The sequence below is a fragment of the Streptomyces sp. H39-S7 genome, assembly GCF_027158205.1.
Lineage (GTDB): Bacteria > Actinomycetota > Actinomycetes > Streptomycetales > Streptomycetaceae > Actinacidiphila.
In genome coordinates this window covers 162,194-184,072 of the sequence record NZ_JAPVLU010000017.1, presented here as the reverse complement: position 1 = coordinate 184,072, position 21,879 = coordinate 162,194, and the positions used below count along the sequence as shown (strand labels likewise).

Annotated in this window: 20 protein-coding genes; 13 read left to right on the top strand and 7 right to left on the bottom strand. The window is 72.0% G+C overall.

The window, feature by feature from the left end:
* The 4 genes from O3X23_RS18785 to O3X23_RS18770 all read left to right on the top strand — a co-directional run.
* On the top strand, positions 1-113 hold a 113-nt coding region (locus O3X23_RS18785; protein ID WP_269272582.1), incomplete at its 5' end, for a ComEA family DNA-binding protein.
* A 59-nt stretch (positions 114-172) separates the two neighbouring features.
* Positions 173-2,749 carry a ComEC/Rec2 family competence protein gene (locus O3X23_RS18780; RefSeq protein ID WP_269272568.1) on the top strand — a complete coding sequence of 859 codons (2,577 nt, stop codon included), beginning with the start codon at positions 173-175 and terminating at the stop codon, positions 2,747-2,749.
* Between the two features lie 43 nt (positions 2,750-2,792).
* Positions 2,793-3,404: a winged helix-turn-helix domain-containing protein gene (locus O3X23_RS18775; protein ID WP_269272567.1), complete on the top strand. Its 612-nt coding sequence runs from the start codon at positions 2,793-2,795 to the stop codon at positions 3,402-3,404.
* Positions 3,405-3,406: 2 nt separating this feature from the next.
* Positions 3,407-4,687: an MFS transporter gene (locus O3X23_RS18770; protein WP_269272566.1), complete on the top strand. Its 1,281-nt coding sequence runs from the start codon at positions 3,407-3,409 to the stop codon at positions 4,685-4,687.
* A gap of 20 nt (positions 4,688-4,707) precedes the next feature.
* On the opposite strand, the gene O3X23_RS18765 is transcribed toward O3X23_RS18770, so the two are convergent.
* The 3 genes from O3X23_RS18765 to O3X23_RS18755 all read right to left on the bottom strand — a co-directional run bounded on the left by O3X23_RS18765 (position 4,708) and on the right by O3X23_RS18755 (position 7,227).
* Positions 4,708-6,156, bottom strand: coding sequence for an APC family permease (locus O3X23_RS18765; RefSeq protein WP_269272565.1), 1,449 nt, complete (start codon positions 6,154-6,156; stop codon positions 4,708-4,710).
* Positions 6,157-6,367: 211 nt separating this feature from the next.
* Entirely contained in the window at positions 6,368-6,895 is a 528-nt protein-coding gene (locus O3X23_RS18760) for a pyridoxamine 5'-phosphate oxidase family protein (RefSeq protein ID WP_269272564.1), read from the bottom strand.
* Between the two features lie 77 nt (positions 6,896-6,972).
* Positions 6,973-7,227: a hypothetical protein gene (locus O3X23_RS18755; protein ID WP_269272563.1), complete on the bottom strand. Its 255-nt coding sequence runs from the start codon at positions 7,225-7,227 to the stop codon at positions 6,973-6,975.
* A 57-nt stretch (positions 7,228-7,284) separates the two neighbouring features.
* Here O3X23_RS18755 and holA point away from each other — a divergent pair, with 57 nt between their 5' ends.
* Positions 7,285-8,271 (top strand): DNA polymerase III subunit delta, encoded by a 987-nt coding sequence (holA, locus tag O3X23_RS18750; protein ID WP_269272562.1) that lies wholly within the window; start codon positions 7,285-7,287, stop codon positions 8,269-8,271.
* Between the two features lie 44 nt (positions 8,272-8,315).
* Here holA and O3X23_RS18745 read toward each other — a convergent pair whose 3' ends face one another.
* Together O3X23_RS18745 and rpsT are read right to left on the bottom strand one after the other, a co-directional pair.
* Complete coding sequence (locus tag O3X23_RS18745; RefSeq protein ID WP_269272561.1) at positions 8,316-9,161, bottom strand: hypothetical protein; 846 nt, start codon at positions 9,159-9,161, stop codon at positions 8,316-8,318.
* Positions 9,162-9,362: 201 nt separating this feature from the next.
* Entirely contained in the window at positions 9,363-9,629 is a 267-nt protein-coding gene (gene rpsT, locus O3X23_RS18740) for a 30S ribosomal protein S20 (protein ID WP_269272560.1), read from the bottom strand.
* Between the two features lie 207 nt (positions 9,630-9,836).
* Here rpsT and lepA point away from each other — a divergent pair, with 207 nt between their 5' ends.
* From lepA to hemW, 3 genes are all read left to right on the top strand, one after another.
* A complete protein-coding gene (gene lepA, locus O3X23_RS18735; protein ID WP_269272559.1) occupies positions 9,837-11,723 on the top strand; it encodes a translation elongation factor 4 in 1,887 nt (628 codons plus the stop codon).
* A gap of 242 nt (positions 11,724-11,965) precedes the next feature.
* Entirely contained in the window at positions 11,966-13,849 is a 1,884-nt protein-coding gene (locus O3X23_RS18730) for an AMP-dependent synthetase/ligase (protein WP_269272558.1), read from the top strand.
* A 206-nt stretch (positions 13,850-14,055) separates the two neighbouring features.
* Positions 14,056-15,288, top strand: a complete 1,233-nt coding sequence (gene hemW / locus O3X23_RS18725) for a radical SAM family heme chaperone HemW (RefSeq protein ID WP_269272557.1) — start codon at positions 14,056-14,058, stop codon at positions 15,286-15,288.
* Positions 15,289-15,419: 131 nt separating this feature from the next.
* On the opposite strand, the gene O3X23_RS18720 is transcribed toward hemW, so the two are convergent.
* Entirely contained in the window at positions 15,420-16,265 is an 846-nt protein-coding gene (locus O3X23_RS18720) for a DUF3097 domain-containing protein (protein WP_269272556.1), read from the bottom strand.
* Positions 16,266-16,303: 38 nt separating this feature from the next.
* Positions 16,304-17,029 carry an MBL fold metallo-hydrolase gene (locus O3X23_RS18715; protein WP_269272555.1) on the bottom strand — a complete coding sequence of 242 codons (726 nt, stop codon included), beginning with the start codon at positions 17,027-17,029 and terminating at the stop codon, positions 16,304-16,306.
* Positions 17,030-17,198: 169 nt separating this feature from the next.
* Between O3X23_RS18715 and hrcA the strand changes: the two genes are divergently transcribed.
* The 5 genes from hrcA (at position 17,199) to O3X23_RS18690 (ending at position 21,863) form a co-directional block, all read left to right on the top strand.
* Complete coding sequence (gene hrcA, locus O3X23_RS18710; RefSeq protein ID WP_269272581.1) at positions 17,199-18,215, top strand: heat-inducible transcriptional repressor HrcA; 1,017 nt, start codon at positions 17,199-17,201, stop codon at positions 18,213-18,215.
* Positions 18,216-19,349, top strand: a complete 1,134-nt coding sequence (gene dnaJ / locus O3X23_RS18705; RefSeq protein WP_269272554.1) for a molecular chaperone DnaJ — start codon at positions 18,216-18,218, stop codon at positions 19,347-19,349. It abuts the gene before it with no gap.
* Between the two features lie 119 nt (positions 19,350-19,468).
* Positions 19,469-20,533, top strand: a complete 1,065-nt coding sequence (locus O3X23_RS18700; protein WP_269272553.1) for a nitronate monooxygenase — start codon at positions 19,469-19,471, stop codon at positions 20,531-20,533.
* Positions 20,530-21,279 carry a 16S rRNA (uracil(1498)-N(3))-methyltransferase gene (locus O3X23_RS18695; RefSeq protein WP_269272552.1) on the top strand — a complete coding sequence of 250 codons (750 nt, stop codon included), beginning with the start codon at positions 20,530-20,532 and terminating at the stop codon, positions 21,277-21,279. Before O3X23_RS18700 ends, O3X23_RS18695 begins: the two co-directional genes overlap by 4 nt.
* Before the next feature lie 119 nt (positions 21,280-21,398).
* On the top strand, positions 21,399-21,863 hold the full coding sequence (locus O3X23_RS18690; RefSeq protein ID WP_269272551.1) for a hypothetical protein: 465 nt from the start codon (positions 21,399-21,401) through the stop codon (positions 21,861-21,863).
* Positions 21,864-21,879: the final 16 nt, after the last annotated feature.

Below are 21,879 nucleotides of genomic sequence, written 5' to 3'. Positions count from 1 at the left end.
TTCTCGACTACCGCGCCCAGCACGGCGGCTTCACCTCCGTCGACCAGCTCCGCGACGTGACCGGTATCGGCGACCGCCGCTTCTCCGACCTCAAGCCGCTGGTCCGGCCGTGACCGGCCCCAGGGCGGGCCCCGGCGCTGCGGCAGGGCGCCGGGCGGACACGGCGGGTGGCATGGCGCGCTCGGCCGTGCACGCGGCGGCCGCGTCCCCGCTCGGCGCGGCCGATCCGCGCCAGGAGGGGCCCACGGACCTGCGGCTCGTGCCGCCGGCCCTCGCCGCCTGGCTCGCGTCGGCGGTTGCGCTGGGGATGCCGGGGGGCGCGGCGGCCTGGACCGCGGTGGTCACCGCGGTACTGGGGGCGGTGCTGCTGGTGGCCGGGCGGGGGCGTCCCGCCGCCGGTCCGGCGGTGGCCACCGCCACCGCGCTGCTGTGCGCTGCGGCGGCGACGGCCGTCGCCGCGCTGCACGCGGCGGACGGTCATCGCGGGCCGTTGCCCGAACTGGCGGTTGAACACGCCCGCGCTGTCGTCGAGTTGCGGATCACCGGCGATCCGAGGCCGACCCGCCCGCACGTCCGGGGCGCGGCCCGCGCTCCGGACGCCGTGATGGTCGAGGCGGACGCTGTCCGGGTCACCGCGCACGGCGTGACCACGGAGATCCGTACGCCGGTCCTGGTCATCGCCGAGACGGCCGATCGGCCGGGCCCCGGTTCGGGACGGGGGCCGGAAGGGCGGCCGGGAGCAGGCCCGGGGTGGGGTGCCCGCTCGGCCGGGCGGGTTCCGGCAGGTCGCGGGATGTCCGCGTCGGCCGCCGATCCGTGGCTGGGGCTGCTGCCCTCCACCCGCGTCGCCGTGACGGCACGGATCGCACCGCCCGCGCGGCCGGGCGAGCGGAGCGCCGCCGTGCTGTCGGTGCGCGGGCCGCCCCGCGTCATCGCGCCGCCGAGCGCGACGCAGCGCTTCGCGGGCCGGCTCAGGGCTGGTCTGCGCACGGCGACGGACGGGCTGCCGCCCGATGCGCGGGCGCTGCTCCCCGGCCTGGTCGTCGGGGACACCTCCCGGCTGACTCCGGAACTGCGCGAGGCGTTCCGGGCCACGGACCTGACCCATCTGACGGCGGTCTCCGGTTCGAACCTCACCATCGTCCTGTTGCTGCTCATCGGTCCGCCCGGCCTCGCCATCCGCGCGGAGCGGCGCGGGCTCGCGCCGCGGATCGGGATCCCGCTGCGGGCGACCGCGGTCGTCGGCGGGGTGCTCACCGTCGCGTTCGTCATCGTCTGCCGTCCCGACCCGAGCGTGCTGCGGGCCGCCGCCTGCGGGCTGATCACGTTGCTGGCGATCGGTACCGGCCGCCGCCGCGCCCTGCTGCCCGCGCTGGCCGCGGCGGTGCTGCTCCTCGTCCTCTACGATCCCTGGCTCGCGCGCTCCTACGGCTTCCTGCTCTCCGTGCTCGCCACCGGCGCGCTGTTGACGATCTCCCCGCGGTGGAGCGCGGCCCTGCGCCGCCGCGGGGTGCCGGCGGGGCTGGCCGAGGCGCTGGGCGCGGCAGGCGCCGCGCAGGCGGTCTGCGCTCCGGTGATCGTGGTGCTCGCCGGGCAGGTGAGCCTGGTCGCGATCCCGTGCAACCTGCTCGCGGAACTGGCGGTGGGGCCGGCCACGGTGCTCGGGTTCGGGGCGCTGGCCGCCGCGCCGTTCGCGATGCCGGCCGCCGAATGGCTGGCCTGGCTCGCCGGGTGGCCCACCGGCTGGATCGCGGTCGTCGCCCGGCGGGGCGCGGCCCTGCCAGGCGCCGGGATCGGGTGGCCCGGCGGCTGGGGCGGCGCCCTGCTGCTCGCCGCGCTCACCGCGGCGGTCGTGACCATGGGCCGCCGGCTCGCCGCCCGCCCCTGGCTCTGCGCGGCGGTCGCGCTCCTGCTGCTGCTCGCCGTGCTGCGGCCCGTACCGCTCCCGCGCGTCGTCACGGGCTGGCCGCCGCCCGGCTGGCGGCTCGCCATGTGCGATGTGGGGCAGGGGGATTCCCTGGTGCTGTCCGGGGCGGGCGGTTCGGCCGTCGTCATCGACGCCGGGCCGGAGCCGGCCCTCGCCGACCGGTGCCTGCGGTCGCTGGGGGTGACCTCGATCGCGCTGCTGATCCTGACGCACTTCCACGCGGACCATGTGAACGGCCTCGCGGGGGTGCTGCGCGGTCGCGCGGTCGGCGCGATCGAGACCACGACGCTGGACGAGCCGCCCGAGCAGGCGGCCTTCGTCCGCCGACAGGCGGCAGCGGCGCGGATCCCGGTGGTCCGCGCGGTGGCGGGGGAGCGGCGCCGGCTGGGAGCACTGGAGTGGCAGCTGCTCTGGCCGCCCGCGACCCCGGGGGCGCTGCCGGACAACGGTCCGAACGACGCCAGCGTCGTCCTGCTGGTGCGTGCGACGGGGTTGACGTTCCTGCTGCTCGGCGACCTGGAGCCGCCGGCCCAGCGGCAGTTGCTGGCGGCCGTCCCCGACCTGCCCCGGGTGGACGTGCTGAAGGTCGCGCACCACGGCTCGGCGTACCAGGACCCAGCCCTGCTGGCCCGGCTCGGACCGCGCCTGGCCCTCATCTCCTGCGGCGCGGACAACCCGTACGGCCACCCGGCCCCGCGCACGCTCTCGGCGCTGCGCGCGCAGGGCGCGAGGGTGCTGCGCACGGACACGGACGGGACGGTCGCGGTGCTGGGGGACCGTGCGGACGATCTACGGTTCACCCTGGTGGGGAGTTCTATGTAAAGACTTCGTTGTAAAGGTTTCTTTCTAAAGGTATCTTTACATCATGACCGAGAGGCAGATACAGCTCACCGACCCACGCGCCCTGCGGGCCTACGCCCACCCGACGCGGATGATGCTCACCGGGCTGCTCCACCGGGAAGGCCCCTTCACCGCGACGCGAGCCGCCGAGCTGACGGGGGAGTCCGTCGCCAGCTGCTCCTACCACCTGCGGGTGCTGGCCAGGTTCGGGCTGGTCGAGGAGGCGGAGGGCGGTCACGGCCGGCAGAAGCCGTGGCGGGCCACGGCGCGCTTCACGGACTGGCCCGGCTACTCGGACGATCCGGCGGTGGCGGAGGCGGCTGACGCGCTCACCGTCGCCGTCGCCGAGAACTACTTCCAGAAGATGACCAAGGCGCTGGAGAGCCGCCGTGAACTGTCGCGCGCCTGGCAGGAGGCGGAGCAGTTCGGCGACACGTCGCTCTACCTCACGCCCGGGGAACTGTCCGCGCTGGGCGCCAAGGTGGACGAGCTGCTGGAGGCGTTCGCGGACCGTGAAACGGATCCCGCGCTCCGTCCCGAGGGCGCGCGGCGCGTCTCCTACCTGCGGATCGCCTTCCTGGACCGGGCCGCCCCCACCTCCACCCCCACTCCCACCGCGGACGCAGCCGAGGAGTAGACATGAACATCGCCGGGCGCATGCCGGTTCTGCTGCGCGAACGCGCGTTCCGCCGGTACTGGACGGGCCAGACCGTCTCGCTCTTCGGCGACCAGGTGTCGTTCCTCGCGATACCGCTCGCGGCCGTCCTGGTGCTGCACGCGGACGCCGCGCAGATGGGCTGGCTGTCGGCAGCGGGCCTGCTGCCCGCGCTGCTGTTCTCGCTGCCCGCGGGGGCCTGGGCCGATCGGCGGGGCGATCGGCGGCGCATCATGATCGCGGCCGACCTGGTCCGCGCCGTGCTGATGTTCTCGCTGCCCGCGGCCTACGCCCTGGGCGGGCTGACCCTCACCCACCTCTATGTGATCGCCTTCGCCGTGGGGGCCTGCAGCGTCGCCTTCGACGTCTCCAACGCCACGCTCTTCGTCTCCCTCGTGCGGCCCGGCCAGTACGTGGACGGCAACGCGCTCGTCAACGGCAGCCGGGCGTTCTCCTTCGTGGCGGGCCCCAGCGTGGGCGGTCTGCTGGTGCAGATACTCGCCGCGCCGCTCACGCTGCTCATCGACGCCGTCTCGTATCTCGTCTCGGCCGGCTTCCTGGCGCGCATCTCCCCGGCGGAACCGCCGGCCGCCGAGGTGGAGAAGGGGCACTTCACCGCCGGGCTGCGGTTCATCGCGGGCTCCCGCGTCCTGCGCCCGCTGCTGGCCGCCGCCGCGACCGTGAACTTCTTCAACTTCGTCTTCCACACCATCGTCGTGCTCTACGCGATCGGTGAACTGGGCCTGAACGCGGGCGTGCTGGGGCTGGTGATCGGCGCCGGCGCGGTCGGCGGGCTCATCGGTGCGACCCTCGGCGGCCGGATCGTCCGGCGGATCGGGATCGGCCCGGCGGTCGTCCTCGGCTTCGTGGCCTTCCCCGCCCCGCTGATCCTGGTGCCGTTGGCCGGCGGACCCACTCCGCTGATCCTCGCCCTGCTCTTCCTCGCCGAATTCTTCGCCGGATTCGGGGTGATGGTGCTGGACATAGCCAGCGGCTCCCTGCAGAGCGCCGTCATTCCCGACCGGCTGCGGGCCCGCGTGACCGGGGCCTCCCGCATGCTCAACCACGGCATCCGTCCGCTCGGCGCGCTCGCGGGCGGCGTGCTCGGCTCGACCCTCGGACTGCGGCCCACGCTGTGGATCGCCACCGTGGGCGGAGTGCTGTGCGTCCTGTGGCTGCTGCCCTCGCCGGTACCCCGGATACGCGAACTCCCGGACCAGGAGGAGATCCCGGCCCGGGAGGTCACCGCGATGGAGCCGGCCTGACGTGGCGTGGCCGGGGGCGGTCAGACGGCCGCGCGCGTCACCGGTTCGTCCTCCAGGCCGAGTTGATCCTCAGGGACGGTGATCACCCAGCGGGTGTCCTGCCGGGGGCGCAGGTAGAGGAGCCAGTACAGGCAGGCGACGGCCACGATGGCGCCGGTGATCGCGAGGTCCTTGATCTCCTGCACGTACAGGATGCGGGCCATCACCAGCACCAGGACCGCCGGGATGGCCGGCCACAGCGGCATCCGCCACGCGGGGCGGGACTTGTGGCCGCCGCGCCGGGAGGCGAGGGCGGCGATCGCGACCAGCAGGTACATGCCGGCGACCGCGACCCCGGTGACGTTGGTGAGCGTGTCCAGCGGCGCGTAGCAGAGCGCGGCGCCCGGTACGCCGACGGCGAGGGTGGCGACCCACGGGGAGCCGAACCGGCCGCTCAGCGTGGAGAACGCCTTGTTGACCGGTCGTGGCCAGGCGCGGTCGCGGGCCGAGGCGTAGAGCACCCGGGAGTTCTGGATGACCATGACGATGCCCGCGTTGATGATCGCGAGCGCGATGCAGAGGCTGACGAACGTCCCCACGGCGGAGTTGCTCCAGGCCTTCACCATCGCCGAGAGGTTGCCCTCGGTCAGGGTCTGCATGTCGGGCGCGCCCAGCGTGATCGCGATGGTGGGGACGATGACGACCACGGCACCGATGCCCAGCGTCCACAGGACGGTCCGCGAGACGTTGCGGCGCGGGTTCTCCATCTCCTCCGACAGGTACACCGCCGTGCTGAATCCCTGCAGCACGAAGAGCGCGACCGCGAGCCCCGCGACGATCGCGCCGCCGGTCAGGGCCGCGGTGACCGGGCTGCCCGGCGCGCCGCCGGTCGCCTCGACGACCGGGTGGATGAGCGTGGACGCGGGACGGGAGGAGTGCGAGAAGCCGAGCACGGCGACCACTCCGGCCGCGATGACCTCCAGGACCAGGAAGATGCCGGTGATCCAGGCATTCGCCCGCAGGTCGAGCAGTCCCATGACGGTGGCGAGCAGCATGACGCCCGCGCCCGCCAGCTGGCCGTCGATGTGCATGATCGGTTCGAGGTACTCGCCGGTGCCGAGCGCGATGATCGGCGGCACGATCATCACCACGATCAGCGACAGGATGAAGACGATCCAGCCCGCCAGCCGTCCGATCAACGTCCCGACCATGGCGTACTCGCCACCGGCGCTCGGGATCAGCGTCCCCAGCTCGGAGTAGCAGAAGGCCACCGCGACGCACAGCACGGCCGCGATCACGATCGTCAGCGCCGTCCCGGTGCCCAGGTCCCCGAAGAGGCCCGGGACGATGACGAAGAGCGACGAGGCGGGCGTCAGGCAGGAGAGCGTCAGCAGCGTGCCGCCGACCACGCCGATGGACCGGGTGAGGGCCTTCGGCGGGGTGACGGGCGGCGCGATGGGGGAGTGCGGAGGACGCAGCGTGTCAGTCATGCAGGGTCCGATCGGATGGTGCTGAGGGGGCTTACCGCCTCCGGTCCAGGGAAACTCGAAGCGGAACGGCCGCTTCATCCCCGGCATCAAACCCCGGGCGCCAAGAACGCGTCAAGAGATTCAGAACAACGAAATCCGTCGTCAATATCGCCGTTCCATGGTGTATGCGAAGCAATGGATCACGTGATCTATCGACCTCGCCCGATTCTTGCTAGAGCAGCCACTGCCCGTCGCGCATCAGGTCCCGGTCCTTCAACTCGGCCACGGTGCCCCACGCCTGAATGGTGTGGGGCTGGACCCGGAACCACAGATAGGACGGTCCGTCGGCGCGGGGATCCCAGTCGCCCTTCGCGGCGAAGGCGTCGCCGATCTCGACGGGAAGCTCCGCCGCGGTCAGGGTCCGGGCCGTCGCGTCGATCTGGACGACATCGCGGGTGTGCCCGAGGCAGACCCGCAGCAGCCCGCTGTCCCGCAGATTGCGGCCGGTCGGATTTGTACCGCGGGTGGACAGCCACAGCGCCTCGCCGTCCCACAGGAAGAACAGCGGCACCAGACACGGCGCGCCCTGGGCGTCTGCGGTGGCCACCCATACGTCCGCGTCGTGTTCCAGCCGGTGCAGCGCCCCGTCCCTGCGCTGCCGCAGGCTCCGGGGCCCGTCCGGAACGGGAGGAGGCGAAGTGGCGGAGAGGGCAGCGGCAGAGGAGGAGGGGGGCGTGAGCGGCGCGGCAGGTGTCGTCATCCCGCGACGCTACCGATCGCCGCCCCGCGCCACCACAGGCCGCGGCCCTACATCTGCGGACGTAGGTCCCGCCCGGCTCACTCCTCGCGGGGCTGCTCGCGCCAGCCGTCGTATTCCTCCGCCAGGGCGTGCAGGGCGGCGGCGTCGAGGCGGCTCTCCTCGTCCTCCACCACGACCAGCCACTGGGCGTCCTCGGCGTCGTCCTCGCCCGCCAGCGCGTCACGGACCAGCTGCGGTTCGAAGGGGAGGCCGAACCGCTCCACGGCGGCCTCCGCGGCCTCCTCCGCGGCATCGCGGTCGGGCAGCACCAGGACATGTCGTACGTAGCTCACCGGACCATTCTCCGCCATGGCCGCCACTGTCGGTGCCCCGTGGGATGCTGGTCCGCGATGGCCAGGAAGAGTTCCCCAGACGATCTGCTCGCTCCGCTCACGCTCGCCGTGGGCCAGGAGGACCTGCTGCTCGACCGCGCCGTGCGCGAGGTGATCGTGGCGGCGCGCGCCGCCGACGCCGACACGGACGTGCGCGACCTCGCCCCCGGCGCGCTGCAGCCCGGCACGCTCGCCGAGCTGACCAGCCCCTCGCTCTTCGCCGAGCGCAAGGTCGTCATCGTGCGCGACGCGCACGACCTCGGCGCGGACACGATCAAGGACGTCAAGGCGTACCTGGACTCGCCGGCCGAGGAGATCACCCTGGTGCTGCTGCACGCCGGCGGCGCCAAGGGCAAGGCCCTGCTGGACGCGGCCCGCAAGGCGGGGGCCCGTGAGGTCGCCTGCCCCAAGATGACCAAGCCGGCCGACCGGCTGGCGTTCGTCCGGAACGAGTTCCGCACCCTGGGCCGCTCCGCGACCCCCGAGGCCACCCAGACGCTGGTCGACGCCATCGGCAGCGACCTGCGCGAGCTGGCCAGCGCCGCCACCCAGCTCGTCGCGGACGTCGAGGGCACGATCGACGAGGCCGTCGTCGCCCGGTACTACACCGGCCGCGCCGAGGCCACCGGCTTCGAGGTCGCCGACTTCGCCGTCACCGGCCGGACCGCGGAGGCGCTGGAGCGGCTGCGCTGGGCCCTCTCGGTGGGCCAGCCGCTGCCCGGCATCACCTTCGCCCTCGCGTCGGGCGTGCGCGCCATCGGCAAGCTCGCCTCCGCCCCCCGCGGCGCCAACCCCGGCCAGCTCGCCCGCGACCTCGGCATGCCCCCGTGGAAGATCGACCGGGTGCGTCAGCAGATGCGCGGCTGGACCGGCGACGGGGTCTCCGCCGCGCTGCGCGCCGTCGCCGAGGCGGACGCCGCGGTCAAGGGCGGCAGCGCGGACCCGGCGTACGCCCTGGAGAAGGCGGTCGGGGCCGTGGCCCGGGCCGCCCGCGCCCGCTCGTAGCGTCGCGGACGGCCCACCGAACTCTCCTGCGGACGCGGACGCCCTCAGTTCTTCAGCTTGGCCAGCGTCGCCGTGGTGGAGCTCTTCACCCAGCCCGTGACCTCGCTCACCGACGGCGGCGACTTGTCCTTGTCGAGCGAGGACAGGTACATGCTCCAGGCCATCTGATACGTCATCCAGCCGTCCCGTACAGCGAGCTTCACCGAGCGCGAGCCGGACGAGCCGCTGATGGTGTCCTCGGTGATGAGATAGGCCGCGTCACCGAAACCGGTGATCTTCTCGGCCTTGTAGTCGCCCTTGCGCTGCGTGTAGCTCTCCCACTGCGCCTCGAACTCGGCCGACGGATCGGTCTTCTTGTGCAGCTGCACCGTCGTGGACAGGTAGGCGTCGGCGTAGGACGAGCCCGAGGCCTTCATGTCCATGTCGCAGTACATGTCGTCCAGCGCGTCGTGCTTGAGCGTGTAGGTCACGGGAGACGTGTCGGTCTCCGGGTACTTGGTCTTGAAGGCCGAGACCTCGGCGACCGTGCAGACGTCGGACTGGAGCTTGTACCCCTTGAGGTCGGCGGTCGCGCCCTTGTCGTCCTTCCCGCCGAGCAGGAAGACCCCGCCGCCCCAGAGCGCGGAGGCGATCACAGCCCCGACGACCGCCCACAGGACGGCCTTCCCGGCGCCTGAGGCACCGCCGGGCGGCGGCGGGGGCATCTGCGGTATCGGTGGCGGACCCTGCGGTCCGTAGTAGGACCCAGGCTGGCCGGGTTGCTGCGGCACCGGCTGCGCGTAGGGGTTCTGCTGCGCCGGGACCGGTGGCCCGAACCCCGGCGAGGGCTGCGCGGCGGACTGCGGACCCGGATACGGATAGGCGCTCGGCTGATCAGGCGGCGTCGACATGTCGTGAATATAGGGCAATGCCGAAGGCCCCGCTGCCGTCCCGTGAGGATGGCTTCGGGGCCTTCGGATGAAGCTGTGCGCCGCACCCGCGTGGCGAACGGCCGAGCGCGGCGCGATGTCTTTCGGTTGCCGGTCCGGGCGGTAGAGGGGCCGCTGGTTCCGTTTCCGGCGAGAGGGGCCCTGAGGCCCCGGTCAAACGGGTCAGGCCTTGATCGAGGCGACCTTGTGAGCCAGCGCGGACTTCTTGTTCGCGGCCTGGTTCTTGTGGATGACGCCCTTGCTGACGGCCTTGTCGAGCTTCTGCGCGGCCACGCGGTTGGCGGCGGTGGCCTTCTCGACGTCACCGGTCGCCGCGGCCTCGCGGGCCTTGCGGATCGCGGTCTTGAGGGAGGACTTGACCGCCTTGTTGCGCAGGCGCGCCTTCTCGTTGGTCTTGTTCCGCTTGATCTGGGACTTGATGTTCGCCACGAAAGGAGCCTTCTCAGGTTCGGGTACTTTGCATTAACACTTCTGAGCGCCTCGGGTCACAGGGCACGAGGCACAGTGCTCCAGGCTACCAGCCGCCCGCATGACCTCCCAAACCGGTCCCAGGCCTCCAGCCATGGGACGATGGGGGTCAACGTATCGATCCGCCTACAGACGTCAGACGTCAAGCGTCGAGAAACAGGACCCTGCGTGCCCGCGACCCCGACCAATGTTCCGCAGCCGAGCCGTACCGACCCGGCGCTGATCCGTAACTTCTGCATCATCGCGCACATCGACCATGGCAAGTCGACGCTCGCCGACCGGATGCTCCAGCTGACCGGCGTGGTCGATCCGCGGCAGATGCGTGCCCAGTATCTCGACCGCATGGACATCGAGCGTGAGCGTGGCATCACGATCAAATCCCAGGCGGTCCGGCTGCCCTGGGCGCCCACCGACGGCGACGCCACGGCCCCGACCCACATCCTGAACATGATCGACACGCCGGGCCACGTGGACTTCACGTACGAGGTCTCGCGCTCGCTCGCCGCCTGCGAGGGCACGGTCCTCCTGGTCGACGCGGCGCAGGGGATCGAGGCCCAGACCCTCGCCAACCTGTACCTGGCGCTGGAGAACGACCTCGCGATCATCCCGGTGCTCAACAAGATCGACCTGCCGGCCGCCCAGCCGGAGAAGTTCGCCGAGGAGCTGGCGCACATCATCGGCTGCGACCCGGCCGATGTGCTCAAGGTCTCCGCGAAGACCGGCGTCGGCGTGGCCGACCTGCTCAACGAGGTCGTGCAGAAGGTGCCGGCCCCGGTCGGCGCCAACATCTCCGAGGCCCCGGCCCGCGCGATGATCTTCGACTCGGTCTACGACTCCTACCGCGGCGTGGTCACGTACGTGAGGGTCGTGGACGGTGAGCTCAAGAAGCGCGAGCGCATCCAGATGATGTCGACCGGCGCGACCCACGAGCTGCTGGAGATCGGCATCTCCGGTCCGGAGATGACCCCCTCCGACGGCCTCGGGGTCGGTGAGGTCGGCTACATCATCACCGGCGTCAAGGACGTCAGGCAGTCCAGGGTCGGTGACACGATCACCTCGCAGTCCAAGGGCGCCACCGTGGCCCTGGGCGGCTACAAGGACCCCAAGCCGATGGTGTTCTCGGGCCTGTACCCGCTCGACGGCTCGGACTACCCGGAGCTGCGCGAGGCGCTGGACAAGCTCCAGCTCAACGACGCCGCGCTGGTCTACGAGCCGGAGACGTCGGCCGCGCTGGGCTTCGGCTTCCGCGTCGGCTTCCTCGGCCTGCTCCACCTGGACGTGGTCCGCGAGCGGCTGGAGCGCGAGTTCGGCCTGGAGCTGATCGCCACCGCGCCCAACGTGGTCTACCGCGTGGTGATGGAGGACCGCTCCGAGCACATCGTCACCAACCCGAGCGAGTTCCCCGAGGGCAAGATCACCGCGGTGTACGAGCCGATGGTGAAGTCGACCATCCTCGCGCCCAACGAGTTCGTCGGCGCGATCATGGAGCTGTGCCAGTCCCGCCGCGGCTCGCTGCTCGGTATGGACTACCTCTCGGCGGACCGGGTCGAGCTGCGCTACGACCTGCCGATGGCCGAGATCGTCTTCGACTTCTTCGACAACCTGAAGTCGAAGACGCGCGGCTACGCGTCGCTGGACTACGAGCCCAAGGGCGAGCAGTCCGCCGACCTGGTCAAGGTCGACATCCTGCTGCACCACGACAAGGTGGACGCGTTCTCCGCCATCCTGCACAAGGACAAGGCGTACGCGTACGGCGTCCGGATGGTCGACAAGCTGCGCAAGCTCATCCCGCGGCAGAACTTCGAGATCCCGATCCAGGCCGCGGTCGGCAGCCGCGTCATCGCCCGTGAGACGGTGCGCGCGATCCGCAAGGACGTGCTCGCCAAGTGCTACGGCGGCGACATCTCCCGTAAGCGCAAGCTGCTGGAGAAGCAGAAGGAAGGCAAGAAGCGGATGAAGATGGTCGGCAGCGTGGAGGTCCCGCAGGAGGCCTTCATCGCGGTGCTGTCCACGGACTCCGACGGCGGCGGCAGCGAGAGCAAGGGCAAGAAGTAGTTCTTCGCGTCACATTCGGTGCCCAGGGCGCCCCTCCAGAGACGGAGGGGCGCCCTCCGTATATCCGGGCGCGACCTCCACCTGCGACGGGTCCGAAGGGTGTACCGGGCACTTACTCGATTGGTTACGGTTGCAACGAGCGGCCCGAAGCCCCTTACGCGCCGGGCGATGGGCCTCTACTCTGATCGCGACGCAGAGGTTACTGGTGAGTTAACAGAGCAGGCGCGGGCCCGGAGGATGTCGTGACAGAGACACAGACGCTGATCGAGACCCGACCGCCATCCGTGGCGACTCTCTTCCTCGAACGGGTGGAGTCGACCCCCGACGCGGAGGCGTACCGCTACCCCGTGATCGACGCGGCCGGCGGTCAGGACAGCTGGCATTCGCTGACCTGGGGCCAGGCCTCGGGCCGGGTGTTCGCCATCGCGGCCGGTCTGATGGACCTGGGGGTCCGGCCCGAGGAGCGGGTGGCCATCGCCTCCGCCACCCGGGTCGAGTGGATCCTCGCCGACCTCGGGGTGCTGTGCGCGGGCGCGGCCACGACGACGGTCTACCCCAGCACCAACGCCGACGAGACGGCCTTCATCCTCGCGGACTCCGGCAGCCGGGTGCTGATCGCGGAGGACGCCGTACAGGTCGCCAAGGCCCGTGAGCGGCGGGCGGAGCTTCCCGAGCTGGCCCACGTGGTCGTGATCGACGCCACCGGCGTCGAGGGCGTCGACGGCGGTGACGGCTGGGTGCTCTCGCTCGCCGAGCTGGAACGGCGCGGGGCGGCGTACCTGGAGAAGCACCCCGAGGCGGTCAGGGACGCCGTCGGCGCGATCACCCGCGACCAGCTCGCGACGCTGATCTACACCTCGGGCACCACCGGCCGCCCCAAGGGCGTCCGGCTCCCGCACGACTGCTGGTCCTACATGGCCCGCGCGATCCAGTCGGTCGGGCTGCTCGACGAGGACGACGTCCAGTACCTGTGGCTGCCGCTGGCGCACGTCTTCGGCAAGGTGCTGACCGCCGGCCACATCACCATCGGCCACGTCACCGCCGTGGACGGCCGGGTCGACAAGATCATCACCAACCTCCCGCTGATCCAGCCGACCTACATGGCGGCCGTGCCCAGGATCTTCGAGAAGGTCTACAACGGTGTGGCGGCCAAGGCCCGCGCGGGCGGCGGCGCCAAGTACAAGATCTTCAAGTGGGCGTCGGAAGTGGCCCGCGAGTACGCCAAGGTCACCCAGAACAACCTGCGCCTGACCGGCAAGGCCAGCGCGCCCCTCGGTCTCTCCACCAAGCACGCCGTGGCCGACAAGCTCGTCTACGCCAAGATCCGCGAGGCGTTCGGCGGCCGGCTGCGGGCCTGCGTCTCCGGCTCCGCCGCGCTGGCGCCCGAGATCGGCTACTTCTTCTCCGGCGTCGGCATCCACATCCTGGAGGGGTACGGGCTCACCGAGTCCAGCGCCGCCAGCTTCGTCAACCCCGGTGAGTCCTACCGCACCGGCACCGTCGGCAAGCCGCTGCCCGGCCTGGAGGTCCGGATCGCGGAGGACGGCGAGATCATGCTGCGCGGTCCCGGCATCATGCAGGGCTACCACGGGCTGCCGGAGAAGACGGCCGAGGTCCTGGAGCCCGACGGCTGGTTCCACACCGGTGACATCGGCGAGCTGTCCGCGGACGGCTTCCTGACGATCACCGACCGCAAAAAGGACATCATCAAGAACTCGAACGGTAAGTACATCGCGCCCGCCGCGGTGGAAGGCCAGTTCAAGGCCGCCTGTCCGTTCGTCAGCAACGTCCTGGTGATCGGCGCGGACCGCAACTTCTGCACCGCGCTGCTCGCTCTGGACGAGCCGACGATTCTCGGCTGGGCCGCCGAGAACGGGCTCGAGGGCAAGAGCTACGCCGACGTCGTCGCCGCCCCGCAGACCCAGGAGCTGATCGAGGGCTACGTGGCGCGGGTCAACGAGGGGCTGCAGCGCTGGCAGACGATCAAGGCGTTCCGGCTGCTGCCGCGCGACCTCGACGTCGAGCACGGCGACCTGACCCCGAGCCTCAAGCTCAAGCGGCCGGTCGTCGAGCGCGAGTTCCAGTCGCTGATCGACGACATGTACGCGGGGTCGCGCGAGGCGTGAGCCCAGCCCGGGCGGGAGCCGGCGGGCCGGTCACGATCGGCCCGCGGGCCGGTCCACGATCAGCCGGCCGCCTCCCGCCCGGGACCGCCCGACTCCCGCCCGGGACCGCCCGACGACGACCTGGCGATGCTCGTCCTGCGGTCGCAGTGAGGCCCCCCGCGGACGGGTGGGGACGAGCGCCCCCGCCGGGGGCGGACAATGGGGTCATGCCTTCCGTACTGCCTGATGGTGAGCCCATGCCCGAGGACGGGGCGCTGCCCGCGAGCGCGCTCGCGGGGGCGGCGGCCAGGCCGCTGGGGTTCTACCTGCACGTCCCGTACTGCGCCACCCGCTGCGGCTACTGCGACTTCAACACCTACACCGCGAGTGAGCTGCGCGGTTCCGGCGGGGTCCTCGCCTCGCAGGAGAACTACACGGACCACCTCATCGGCGAGGTCCGGCTCGCCCGCAAGGTGCTCGGGGACGACCCGCGCGAGGTCGAGACCGTCTTCGTCGGCGGCGGCACGCCGACCCTGCTGCCGGCCGCCGACCTGGTCCGGATGCTGGCCGCGATCCGTGCCGAGTTCGGCTTCGCACCGGGTGCGGAGATCTCCACGGAGGCCAACCCCGAATCCGTCGACCCGGCCTACCTGGCCGAACTGCGGGCCGGCGGATTCAACCGCATCTCCTTCGGCATGCAGAGTGCGAAACAGCACGTCCTGAAGATCCTGGACCGCAAACACACCCCCGGCCGTCCGGAGGCCTGCGTCGCGGAAGCCCGCGCCGCCGGGTTCGAGCACGTCAACCTGGACCTGATCTACGGCACGCCGGGGGAGTCGGACGACGACTGGCGGGCCTCCCTGGACGCGGCGATCGGCGCGGGACCCGACCACGTCTCCGCGTACGCCCTGATCGTCGAGGAAGGCACCCAGCTCGCGCGGCGGATCCGCCGCGGCGAGGTGCCGATGACCGACGACGACGTGCACGCCGACCGGTACCTGATCGCCGACGAGCGGTTCGCCGCGGCCGGCTTCGACTGGTACGAGGTGTCGAACTGGGCGACGTCCGAGGCGGGGCGCTGCCGCCACAACGAGCTGTACTGGACCGGCGCCGACTGGTGGGGCGCGGGACCCGGCGCCCACAGCCACGTCGGCGGCGTCCGGTGGTGGAACGTCAAGCATCCGGGCGCGTACGCACAGGCACTGACCGAGGGGCGCAGCCCCGGAGCGGGACGGGAACTGCTCGCGGACGAGGACCGGCGCGTCGAGCGGATCCTGCTGGAACTGCGGCTCTCGGCGGGCTGCCCGCTGGACCTGCTGGCACCGGCGGGGGCGGCGGCGGCGGTGAAGGCGGTAACGGACGGGCTCCTGGAGGCCGGGCCTTACGCGGAGGGGCGGGCCGTCCTCACGCTGCGCGGGCGGCTGCTGGCTGACGCGGTGGTGCGGGATCTGGTCGACTGAGGCCACCCCCGCGCCGGCGGGGACAACGTTCCACTCGGCCGCGTGGACGAACTGATCGACGGCTCACCTCCGCGCAGGCGGAGAGCATTCGACCAGATCCCTCCGTGGGAACGACGACGGGCAGCGCTGGGTCACGGTGCGGCGGGGCCCATGGTCACGTGGTCGATGAGGTGCTCGACAGCTCCCAGCAGCGCCGGCTCCAGGTCCTTGTACGAGCGGACCGACGCCAGGATCCGCTGCCACGCCTCGCCCGTCGTCTCGCGCCAGCCCAGGGCCTCGCAGACGCCGGTCTTCCAGTCCTGGCCCCTCGGCACCGAGGGCCAGGCGGGGATGCCGACGGAGGACGGCTTCACGGCCTCCCAGACGTCGATGTAGGGGTGGCCGACGACGAGGACGTCTTCGACGCCGGAGACCTGGCCGGCGAGTCTGGACTCCTTGGAGCCCGGCACCAGGTGGTCGACGAGGACGCCGAGCCGTGCGTCCGGGCCGGGGGAGAACGCTTCGACGATCGCGGGCAGGTCGTCGATGCCCTCCAGGTACTCGACGACGATCCCCTCGACCCGCAGGTCGTGGCCCCAGACCCGCTCGACCAGCTCCGCGTCGTGCCGGCCCTCCACATAGATCCGGCCGGCCCGCGCCACCCGGGCGCGGGCGCCGCGCACCGCGATCGAGCCGGACGCGGACAGCAGCGGCCCGCGCTGCGCGCCGGGGCCGCCGGCGCGCGGGCGGACGAGGGTGACGGTCCTGCCGTCGAGCAGGAAGCCGCGCGGCTCCATCGGGAAGACCCGGTGCTTGCCGAAGCGGTCCTCCAGCGTCACGGTCGGCCCCTCCGCCGTCTTCTCACAGCGGACCACGGCCCCGCAGAAGCCGGTCGTGACCTCCTCCACCACCAGATCGGCCTCCGCCGCCACCTCGGGCGCGGGCACGCTCTTCTTCCAGGGGGGAGTGAGGTCGGGGCCGTACTCTCTGCTGCGCATGGGGCGGATCGTACCCAGGTCCGCGCCCGTCACCGGCGCTACGACGCGGTGAACCGGGCCGTCAGGGCGTCGCGTTGGGCGCGGACGAAGCGGGCGTCCACGGCGGCGCCGTGGCCGGGGACGTACACGGCGGTCTCACCGCCCACCGCGAGCAGCCGGTCGAGGGCGGCCGGCCAGCCGGCCGGGACGGCGTCGGGGCCCGCCTGGGGCTCGCCGGACTCCTCGACGAGGTCGCCGCAGAAGACGACGGCGGGCGTGCCGGGCACCTGTACGGCCAGGTCATGGGTGGTGTGACCGGCGCCGGGGTGGAAGAGCGTGACCGTGCGGCCGCCGCCGAGGTCGAGTTCGCAGGCGTCGTCGACGAGCCGGTCGGGGCGTACCAGGGCGGCGGCCGCCTCGGCCGCGGGCCCGGGGTCGACGCCGTACGTGACGGCGTCCTCGCGGAGCGCGTCGCGCCCGTGCTCCAGGCAGCCGTCGAGCGCCCGGTGCCCGAACACCGGCACCCCGCCGAAGGCGGAGGTGCCGAAGACGTGGTCGAAGTGGCCGTGGGTGAGGGCGATGTGCGTCACAGGGCGTCCGGTCAGCTCCCGCACCTGCAGCCGTACTCGAGCGCCCTCGGCGACGGTGGAGCCGGTGTCGACGAGCAGCACGCCCCCGTCACCGACGACCAGGCCGATCGTGACGTCCAGGAAGGGAAGACGGCGGCGGGCGACGCCGGGAGCCAGCTGCTCCCACCCGTCGGCGCCGGACTCTGCGGTATCCACGGTGCGACGCTATCGCCGCGGGGCCCTCCTCGCGCGCTACCCTGCCTGACGCTTGCCTGGGCCTTGCTACTCCGCCGTACACTGACTGCGGGGGATGCTGGCACTCGTATCGGATGAGTGCCAGGCCACGGCAGTACTGGCGCGAGATCTACGGCTGGAGGTGTGCGCGATGCTCAGCGAACGCAGACTCGAAGTCCTGCGCGCCATCGTCCAGGACTATGTGGGCACGGAGGAGCCGGTCGGCTCCAAGGCGCTCACCGAGCGCCATGGCCTGGGCGTTTCCCCGGCCACGGTGCGCAACGACATGGCGGCGCTGGAGGAGGAGGGCTACATCCACCAGCCCCACACCAGCGCGGGCCGGATCCCGACGGACAAGGGCTACCGGCTGTTCGTCGACAAGCTGGCCGGGGTGAAGCCGCTCACATCCGCCGAGCGGCGCGCGATCCAGAACTTCCTGGACGGCGCGGTGGACCTCGACGACGTGGTGGGCCGCACCGTACGGCTGCTCGCGCAGCTCACCCGGCAGGTCGCCGTCGTGCAGTACCCCTCGCTCACCCGTTCCTCGGTGCGGCACGTCGAGCTGCTGGCGCTGGCACCGGCCCGGATCATGCTGGTGCTCATCACGGACACCGGGCGCGTCGAGCAGCGGCTCATCGACTGCCCGGCGCCGATGAGCGAGACGCTCCTGGCCGACGTGCGGGCCCGGTTGAACGCCAGGGTGGTGGGTCGCCGGTTCGCGGACGTCCCGCCGCTGGTGGCGGATCTGCCGGACGGCTTCGAGTACGACGACCGGCCGTCGGTGTCGATCCTGCTGGCGACGTTGCTGGAGACGCTCGTCGAGGAGACCGAAGAACGGATCATGCTCGGCGGCGCGGCGAACCTGACGCGCTTCAACCACGACTTCCCGTTGACGATCCGGCCCGTGATGGAAGCCCTTGAGGAACAGATGGTGCTCCTCAAGCTCCTCGGCGAGGCCAACGACTCGGGCATGACCGTGCGGATCGGGCATGAGAATTTTCACGAGGGCTTGAATTCCACATCCGTTGTGGCGGTCGGCTACGGTTCGGGCGACGAGGCAGTCGCCAAACTCGGTGTGGTCGGCCCGACCCGCATGGACTACCCCGGAACGATGGGAGCGGTACGCGCAGTGGCACGTTACGTCGGACAGATCCTGGCGGAGTCGTAGGTGGCCACGGACTATTACGCGGTCCTTGGCGTGCGCCGTGACGCCGGACAGGACGAGATCAAGAAGGCCTTCCGCCGCCTCGCGCGCGAGCTGCATCCGGATGTGAATCCGGATCCGAAGACCCAGGAGCGGTTCAAGGAGATCAACGCCGCTTACGAGGTGCTCTCGGACCCGGCGAAGAAGCAGGTCTACGACCTGGGCGGCGATCCGCTGTCGTCCCAGGGCGGGGCGGGCGCGGGCGGCTTCGGTGCCGGCTTCGGCAACTTCAGCGACATCATGGACGCTTTCTTCGGGCAGTCCCAGCAGCGCGGTCCGCGGTCGCGGACCCGGCGCGGCCAGGACGCCATGATCCGGCTGGAGATCGAGCTGGACGAGGCGGCCTTCGGCACCACCAAGGATCTCCAGGTCGACACGGCGGTGACGTGCGGCACGTGCTCCGGCGAGGGCGCGGCGCCCGGCACGGCGGCGCAGACCTGCGACATGTGCCGCGGCCGCGGTGAGGTCTCGCAGGTCACCCGGTCCTTCCTGGGCCAGGTCATGACCTCGCGGCCGTGCCCGCAGTGCCAGGGCTTCGGCACCGTGGTGCCGACCCCGTGCCCCGAGTGCGCGGGCGACGGCCGGGTCAGGTCCCGCCGTACGCTCACGGTCAAGATCCCGGCGGGCGTCGACAACGGCACCCGTATCCAGCTGGCGGGCGAGGGCGAGGTCGGCCCCGGCGGCGGCCCCGCCGGCGACCTGTACGTGGAGATCCGGGAGCTTCCGCACCCGACCTTCCAGCGGCGCGGCGACGATCTGCACTGCACGGTCACGATCCCGATGACGGCGGCGTCCCTGGGCACGAAGTGCCCGCTGGAGACGCTCGACGGCATGGAGGAGATCGACGTCCGGCCCGGTACGCAGTCCGGCCAGTCGATCCCGCTGCACCAGCGCGGGGTGACCCATCTGCGCGGTGGCGGCCGCGGTGACCTGATCGTGCACGTCGAGGTCATCACGCCCAACAAGCTCGACGCCGCGCAGGAGGACCTGCTGCGGCAGCTGGCCAAGTTGCGGGGCGAGGAGCGGCCGACCGGTCACTTCCAGCCCGGCCAGCAGGGGCTGTTCTCCCGGTTGAAGGACGCTTTCAACGGCCGTTGAGGCCGCCGGCGGCGTCCAGCGGGGCGCCGGCTCCGACCTTCCCCCAGCCTCCGGCCGGGGGCGCCCCCATTGGGCGGGCCCGACCTGTTCGGGCCCGCCCCGCGTGAAACGATGGGCGTATGTCCGCGTTGACCGATATTTCGTCGTTCTCGGCGTTCCCGATCATCCAGGCGCCGATGGCCGGCGGCGGGTCCACCCCGCGGCTCGCCGCGGCCGTGAGCGACGCCGGCGGTCTGGGTTTCCTCGCCGCCGGCTACAAGACGCCGGAAGCGATGTACGAGGAGATCCGGCAGCTGCGCGGCCTGACGTCGAACCCGTTCGGCGTGAACCTCTTCACGCCGCAGCCCGACACCGCCGACCGGTCCGCCGTCGAGGTCTACGCCGAGCAGCTCGCGGGCGAGGCCGCCTGGTACTCCACCCCGCTCGGTGACCCCGAGTCGGGCCAGGACGACGCGTACGACGCCAAGGTCGCGATACTGCTGGACAACCCGGTGCCCGTCGTCAGCTTCACGTTCGGCTGCCCGGACCGGCCGGTCCTCGACGCGTTCGCGAAGGCCGGGACGTACACCGTGGTGACCGTCACCACCCCCGGCGAGGCGCTCGCCGCGCAGTGGGCGGGTGCCGACGCGGTGTGCGTCCAGGGGACGGAGGCGGGCGGCCACCAGGGCACCCACCGGGACGATCCGGAGCTGGACCACGCGGGGTTCGGGCTGCTGTCGCTCGTCCCGCAGGTGCGCGCCGCCGTCCAACTGCCCGTCATCGCGACGGGCGGGCTGATGCGCGGCAACCAGATCGCCGCCGTCCTGGCGGTGGGCGCGGACGCCGCGCAGCTGGGCACCGCCTTCCTCGTCTGTCCCGAGTCCGGCGCCAACGCGCTGCACAAGCGCGCCATCACCGACCCGGTCTACGCCCGCACCGAGCTCACCCGGGCGTTCTCCGGGCGCCCGGCGCGCGGGCTGGTCAACCGCTTCATGCGCGAGCACGGGCCGTACGCGCCCGCCGGGTATCCGCAGATCCACCATCTGACCGCGGGGATCCGCAAGGCCGCCGCGGCGGCCGGGGACCCGCAGGCGATGGCGCTGTGGGCGGGGCAGGGGCACCGGCTGGCCCGTGAGCTGCCGGCGGCCGAACTTGTCGCCGTGCTCATGAAGGAACTCGACACGGCACGGAAGGCATGCGGATGACCGCGCCCGTATTCATCGTCGGACCCGAGCAGTTGCGGGAAGCGCGCAGCGGTGCCCTGATCGCCCTGTCCGGCGCCGAGGGGCGGCACGCGGTGTCCGTGCGCCGGCTCACGGTCGGCGAGTCGATCGTCCTGACGGACGGCGCGGGCGTGGGAGCGTACGGGGTGGTCGCCGCCGTCGAGGGCAAGGAGCGGCTGGAGGTCGCCGTCTCGGAGCTGCGCACGGAACCGGCGCCGGCGCCGCGCATCACCGTCGTCCAGGCACTGCCGAAGGGCGACCGTGGCGAGTTGGCCGTCGAGACGATGACGGAGACCGGCGTCGACGCGATCGTGCCGTGGGCTGCGTCCCGGTGCATCACGCAGTGGCGTGGGGAGCGGGGCGCCAAGGCGCTCGCCAAGTGGCGTTCCACGGCGCGGGAAGCGGCGAAGCAGTCGCGGCGGCTACGGTTCCCCGAGGTCACGGAGATGATGACGACGCGGCAGCTGGCGACTCTGCTCGGCGGGGCCGCGTTCACCGCGGTCCTGCACGAGGAGGGCTCCGCGCCGCTGGCCGACGCCGCGCTGCCGTCCGAGGGCGACATCGTGCTCGTCGTCGGCCCGGAGGGCGGGGTCTCGCCCGACGAGCTCGCCGCTTTCGCCGCCGCCGGGGCGAAGCCGTACCGGCTGGGCGCGACGGTGCTGCGGACCTCCACCGCGGGGGTCGCCGCCACCGCGCTGCTCCTCGGGCGCACCGGCCGCTGGTCCTAGGTCACTCCCTAGCGCGGCCCGCCGGACAGCGGCTGCCGTGGCGGGATCCGGGTCCCGTAAGGGACGTTCTACGTCGCGTGGGCGATGTGCGCCGCACGGGAGCGCGGGACGCTGGTGGCATGAAGCGTTTACAGCAGTGGGGAGTGGCCGGAGGCCTCGCACTGGCCGCCTTCGGCGGAGTGGTGGCGTGCGACCCGGCCAGTGGGATGACCGCCTCCGCGGTGTCGATCACCACGGACCAGTTGGGTACCCGGGCGCTGAAGGACCACGGGGTCGACGTCCAGTGGATGTCGTGCAGCGCCTCGGTGAACAGCGCCACGACCGCCACCCGGACGACCAGCCCCCGGCCGTCCGGCGCGACGACCAAGGGCATCGCGTCCGTGGACTGCCAGGGTGAGACCACCGACAGGCAGGCGATCATCGTCACCGGCCGGGTGACCGAGCAGCTCGACGGCCGCTGTGTACGCGGCCGGCTGACGGCGAAGGTCGGCCAGCGCACGGTCTTCGACGTGAACGGGCTCGGTGACTGCACGGCGACGTCGGGGCCGACCGGCAAAACCTCCGCCGCCTCCGCCAGAAGCTGAAGACAAAGCGCTCGTT

Bases quoted from the DNA above. Each gene is read 5' to 3' on its own strand.
- O3X23_RS18700 (WP_269272553.1), top strand. From the start codon at position 19,469: ATGTCCGCGTTGACCGATATTTCGTCGTTCTCGGCGTTCCCGATCATC.
- O3X23_RS18695 (WP_269272552.1), top strand. From the start codon at position 20,530: ATGACCGCGCCCGTATTCATCGTCGGACCCGAGCAGTTGCGGGAAGCG.
- O3X23_RS18720 (WP_269272556.1), bottom strand. From the start codon at position 16,265: ATGCGCAGCAGAGAGTACGGCCCCGACCTCACTCCCCCCTGGAAGAAG.
- O3X23_RS18770 (WP_269272566.1), top strand. From the start codon at position 3,407: ATGAACATCGCCGGGCGCATGCCGGTTCTGCTGCGCGAACGCGCGTTC.
- O3X23_RS18765 (WP_269272565.1), bottom strand. From the start codon at position 6,156: ATGACTGACACGCTGCGTCCTCCGCACTCCCCCATCGCGCCGCCCGTC.
- O3X23_RS18760 (WP_269272564.1), bottom strand. From the start codon at position 6,895: ATGACGACACCTGCCGCGCCGCTCACGCCCCCCTCCTCCTCTGCCGCT.
- O3X23_RS18690 (WP_269272551.1), top strand. From the start codon at position 21,399: ATGAAGCGTTTACAGCAGTGGGGAGTGGCCGGAGGCCTCGCACTGGCC.
- hemW (WP_269272557.1), top strand. From the start codon at position 14,056: ATGCCTTCCGTACTGCCTGATGGTGAGCCCATGCCCGAGGACGGGGCG.
- O3X23_RS18745 (WP_269272561.1), bottom strand. From the start codon at position 9,161: ATGTCGACGCCGCCTGATCAGCCGAGCGCCTATCCGTATCCGGGTCCG.
- holA (WP_269272562.1), top strand. From the start codon at position 7,285: ATGGCCAGGAAGAGTTCCCCAGACGATCTGCTCGCTCCGCTCACGCTC.
- O3X23_RS18780 (WP_269272568.1), top strand. From the start codon at position 173: ATGGCGCGCTCGGCCGTGCACGCGGCGGCCGCGTCCCCGCTCGGCGCG.
- O3X23_RS18775 (WP_269272567.1), top strand. From the start codon at position 2,793: ATGACCGAGAGGCAGATACAGCTCACCGACCCACGCGCCCTGCGGGCC.
- hrcA (WP_269272581.1), top strand. From the start codon at position 17,199: ATGCTCAGCGAACGCAGACTCGAAGTCCTGCGCGCCATCGTCCAGGAC.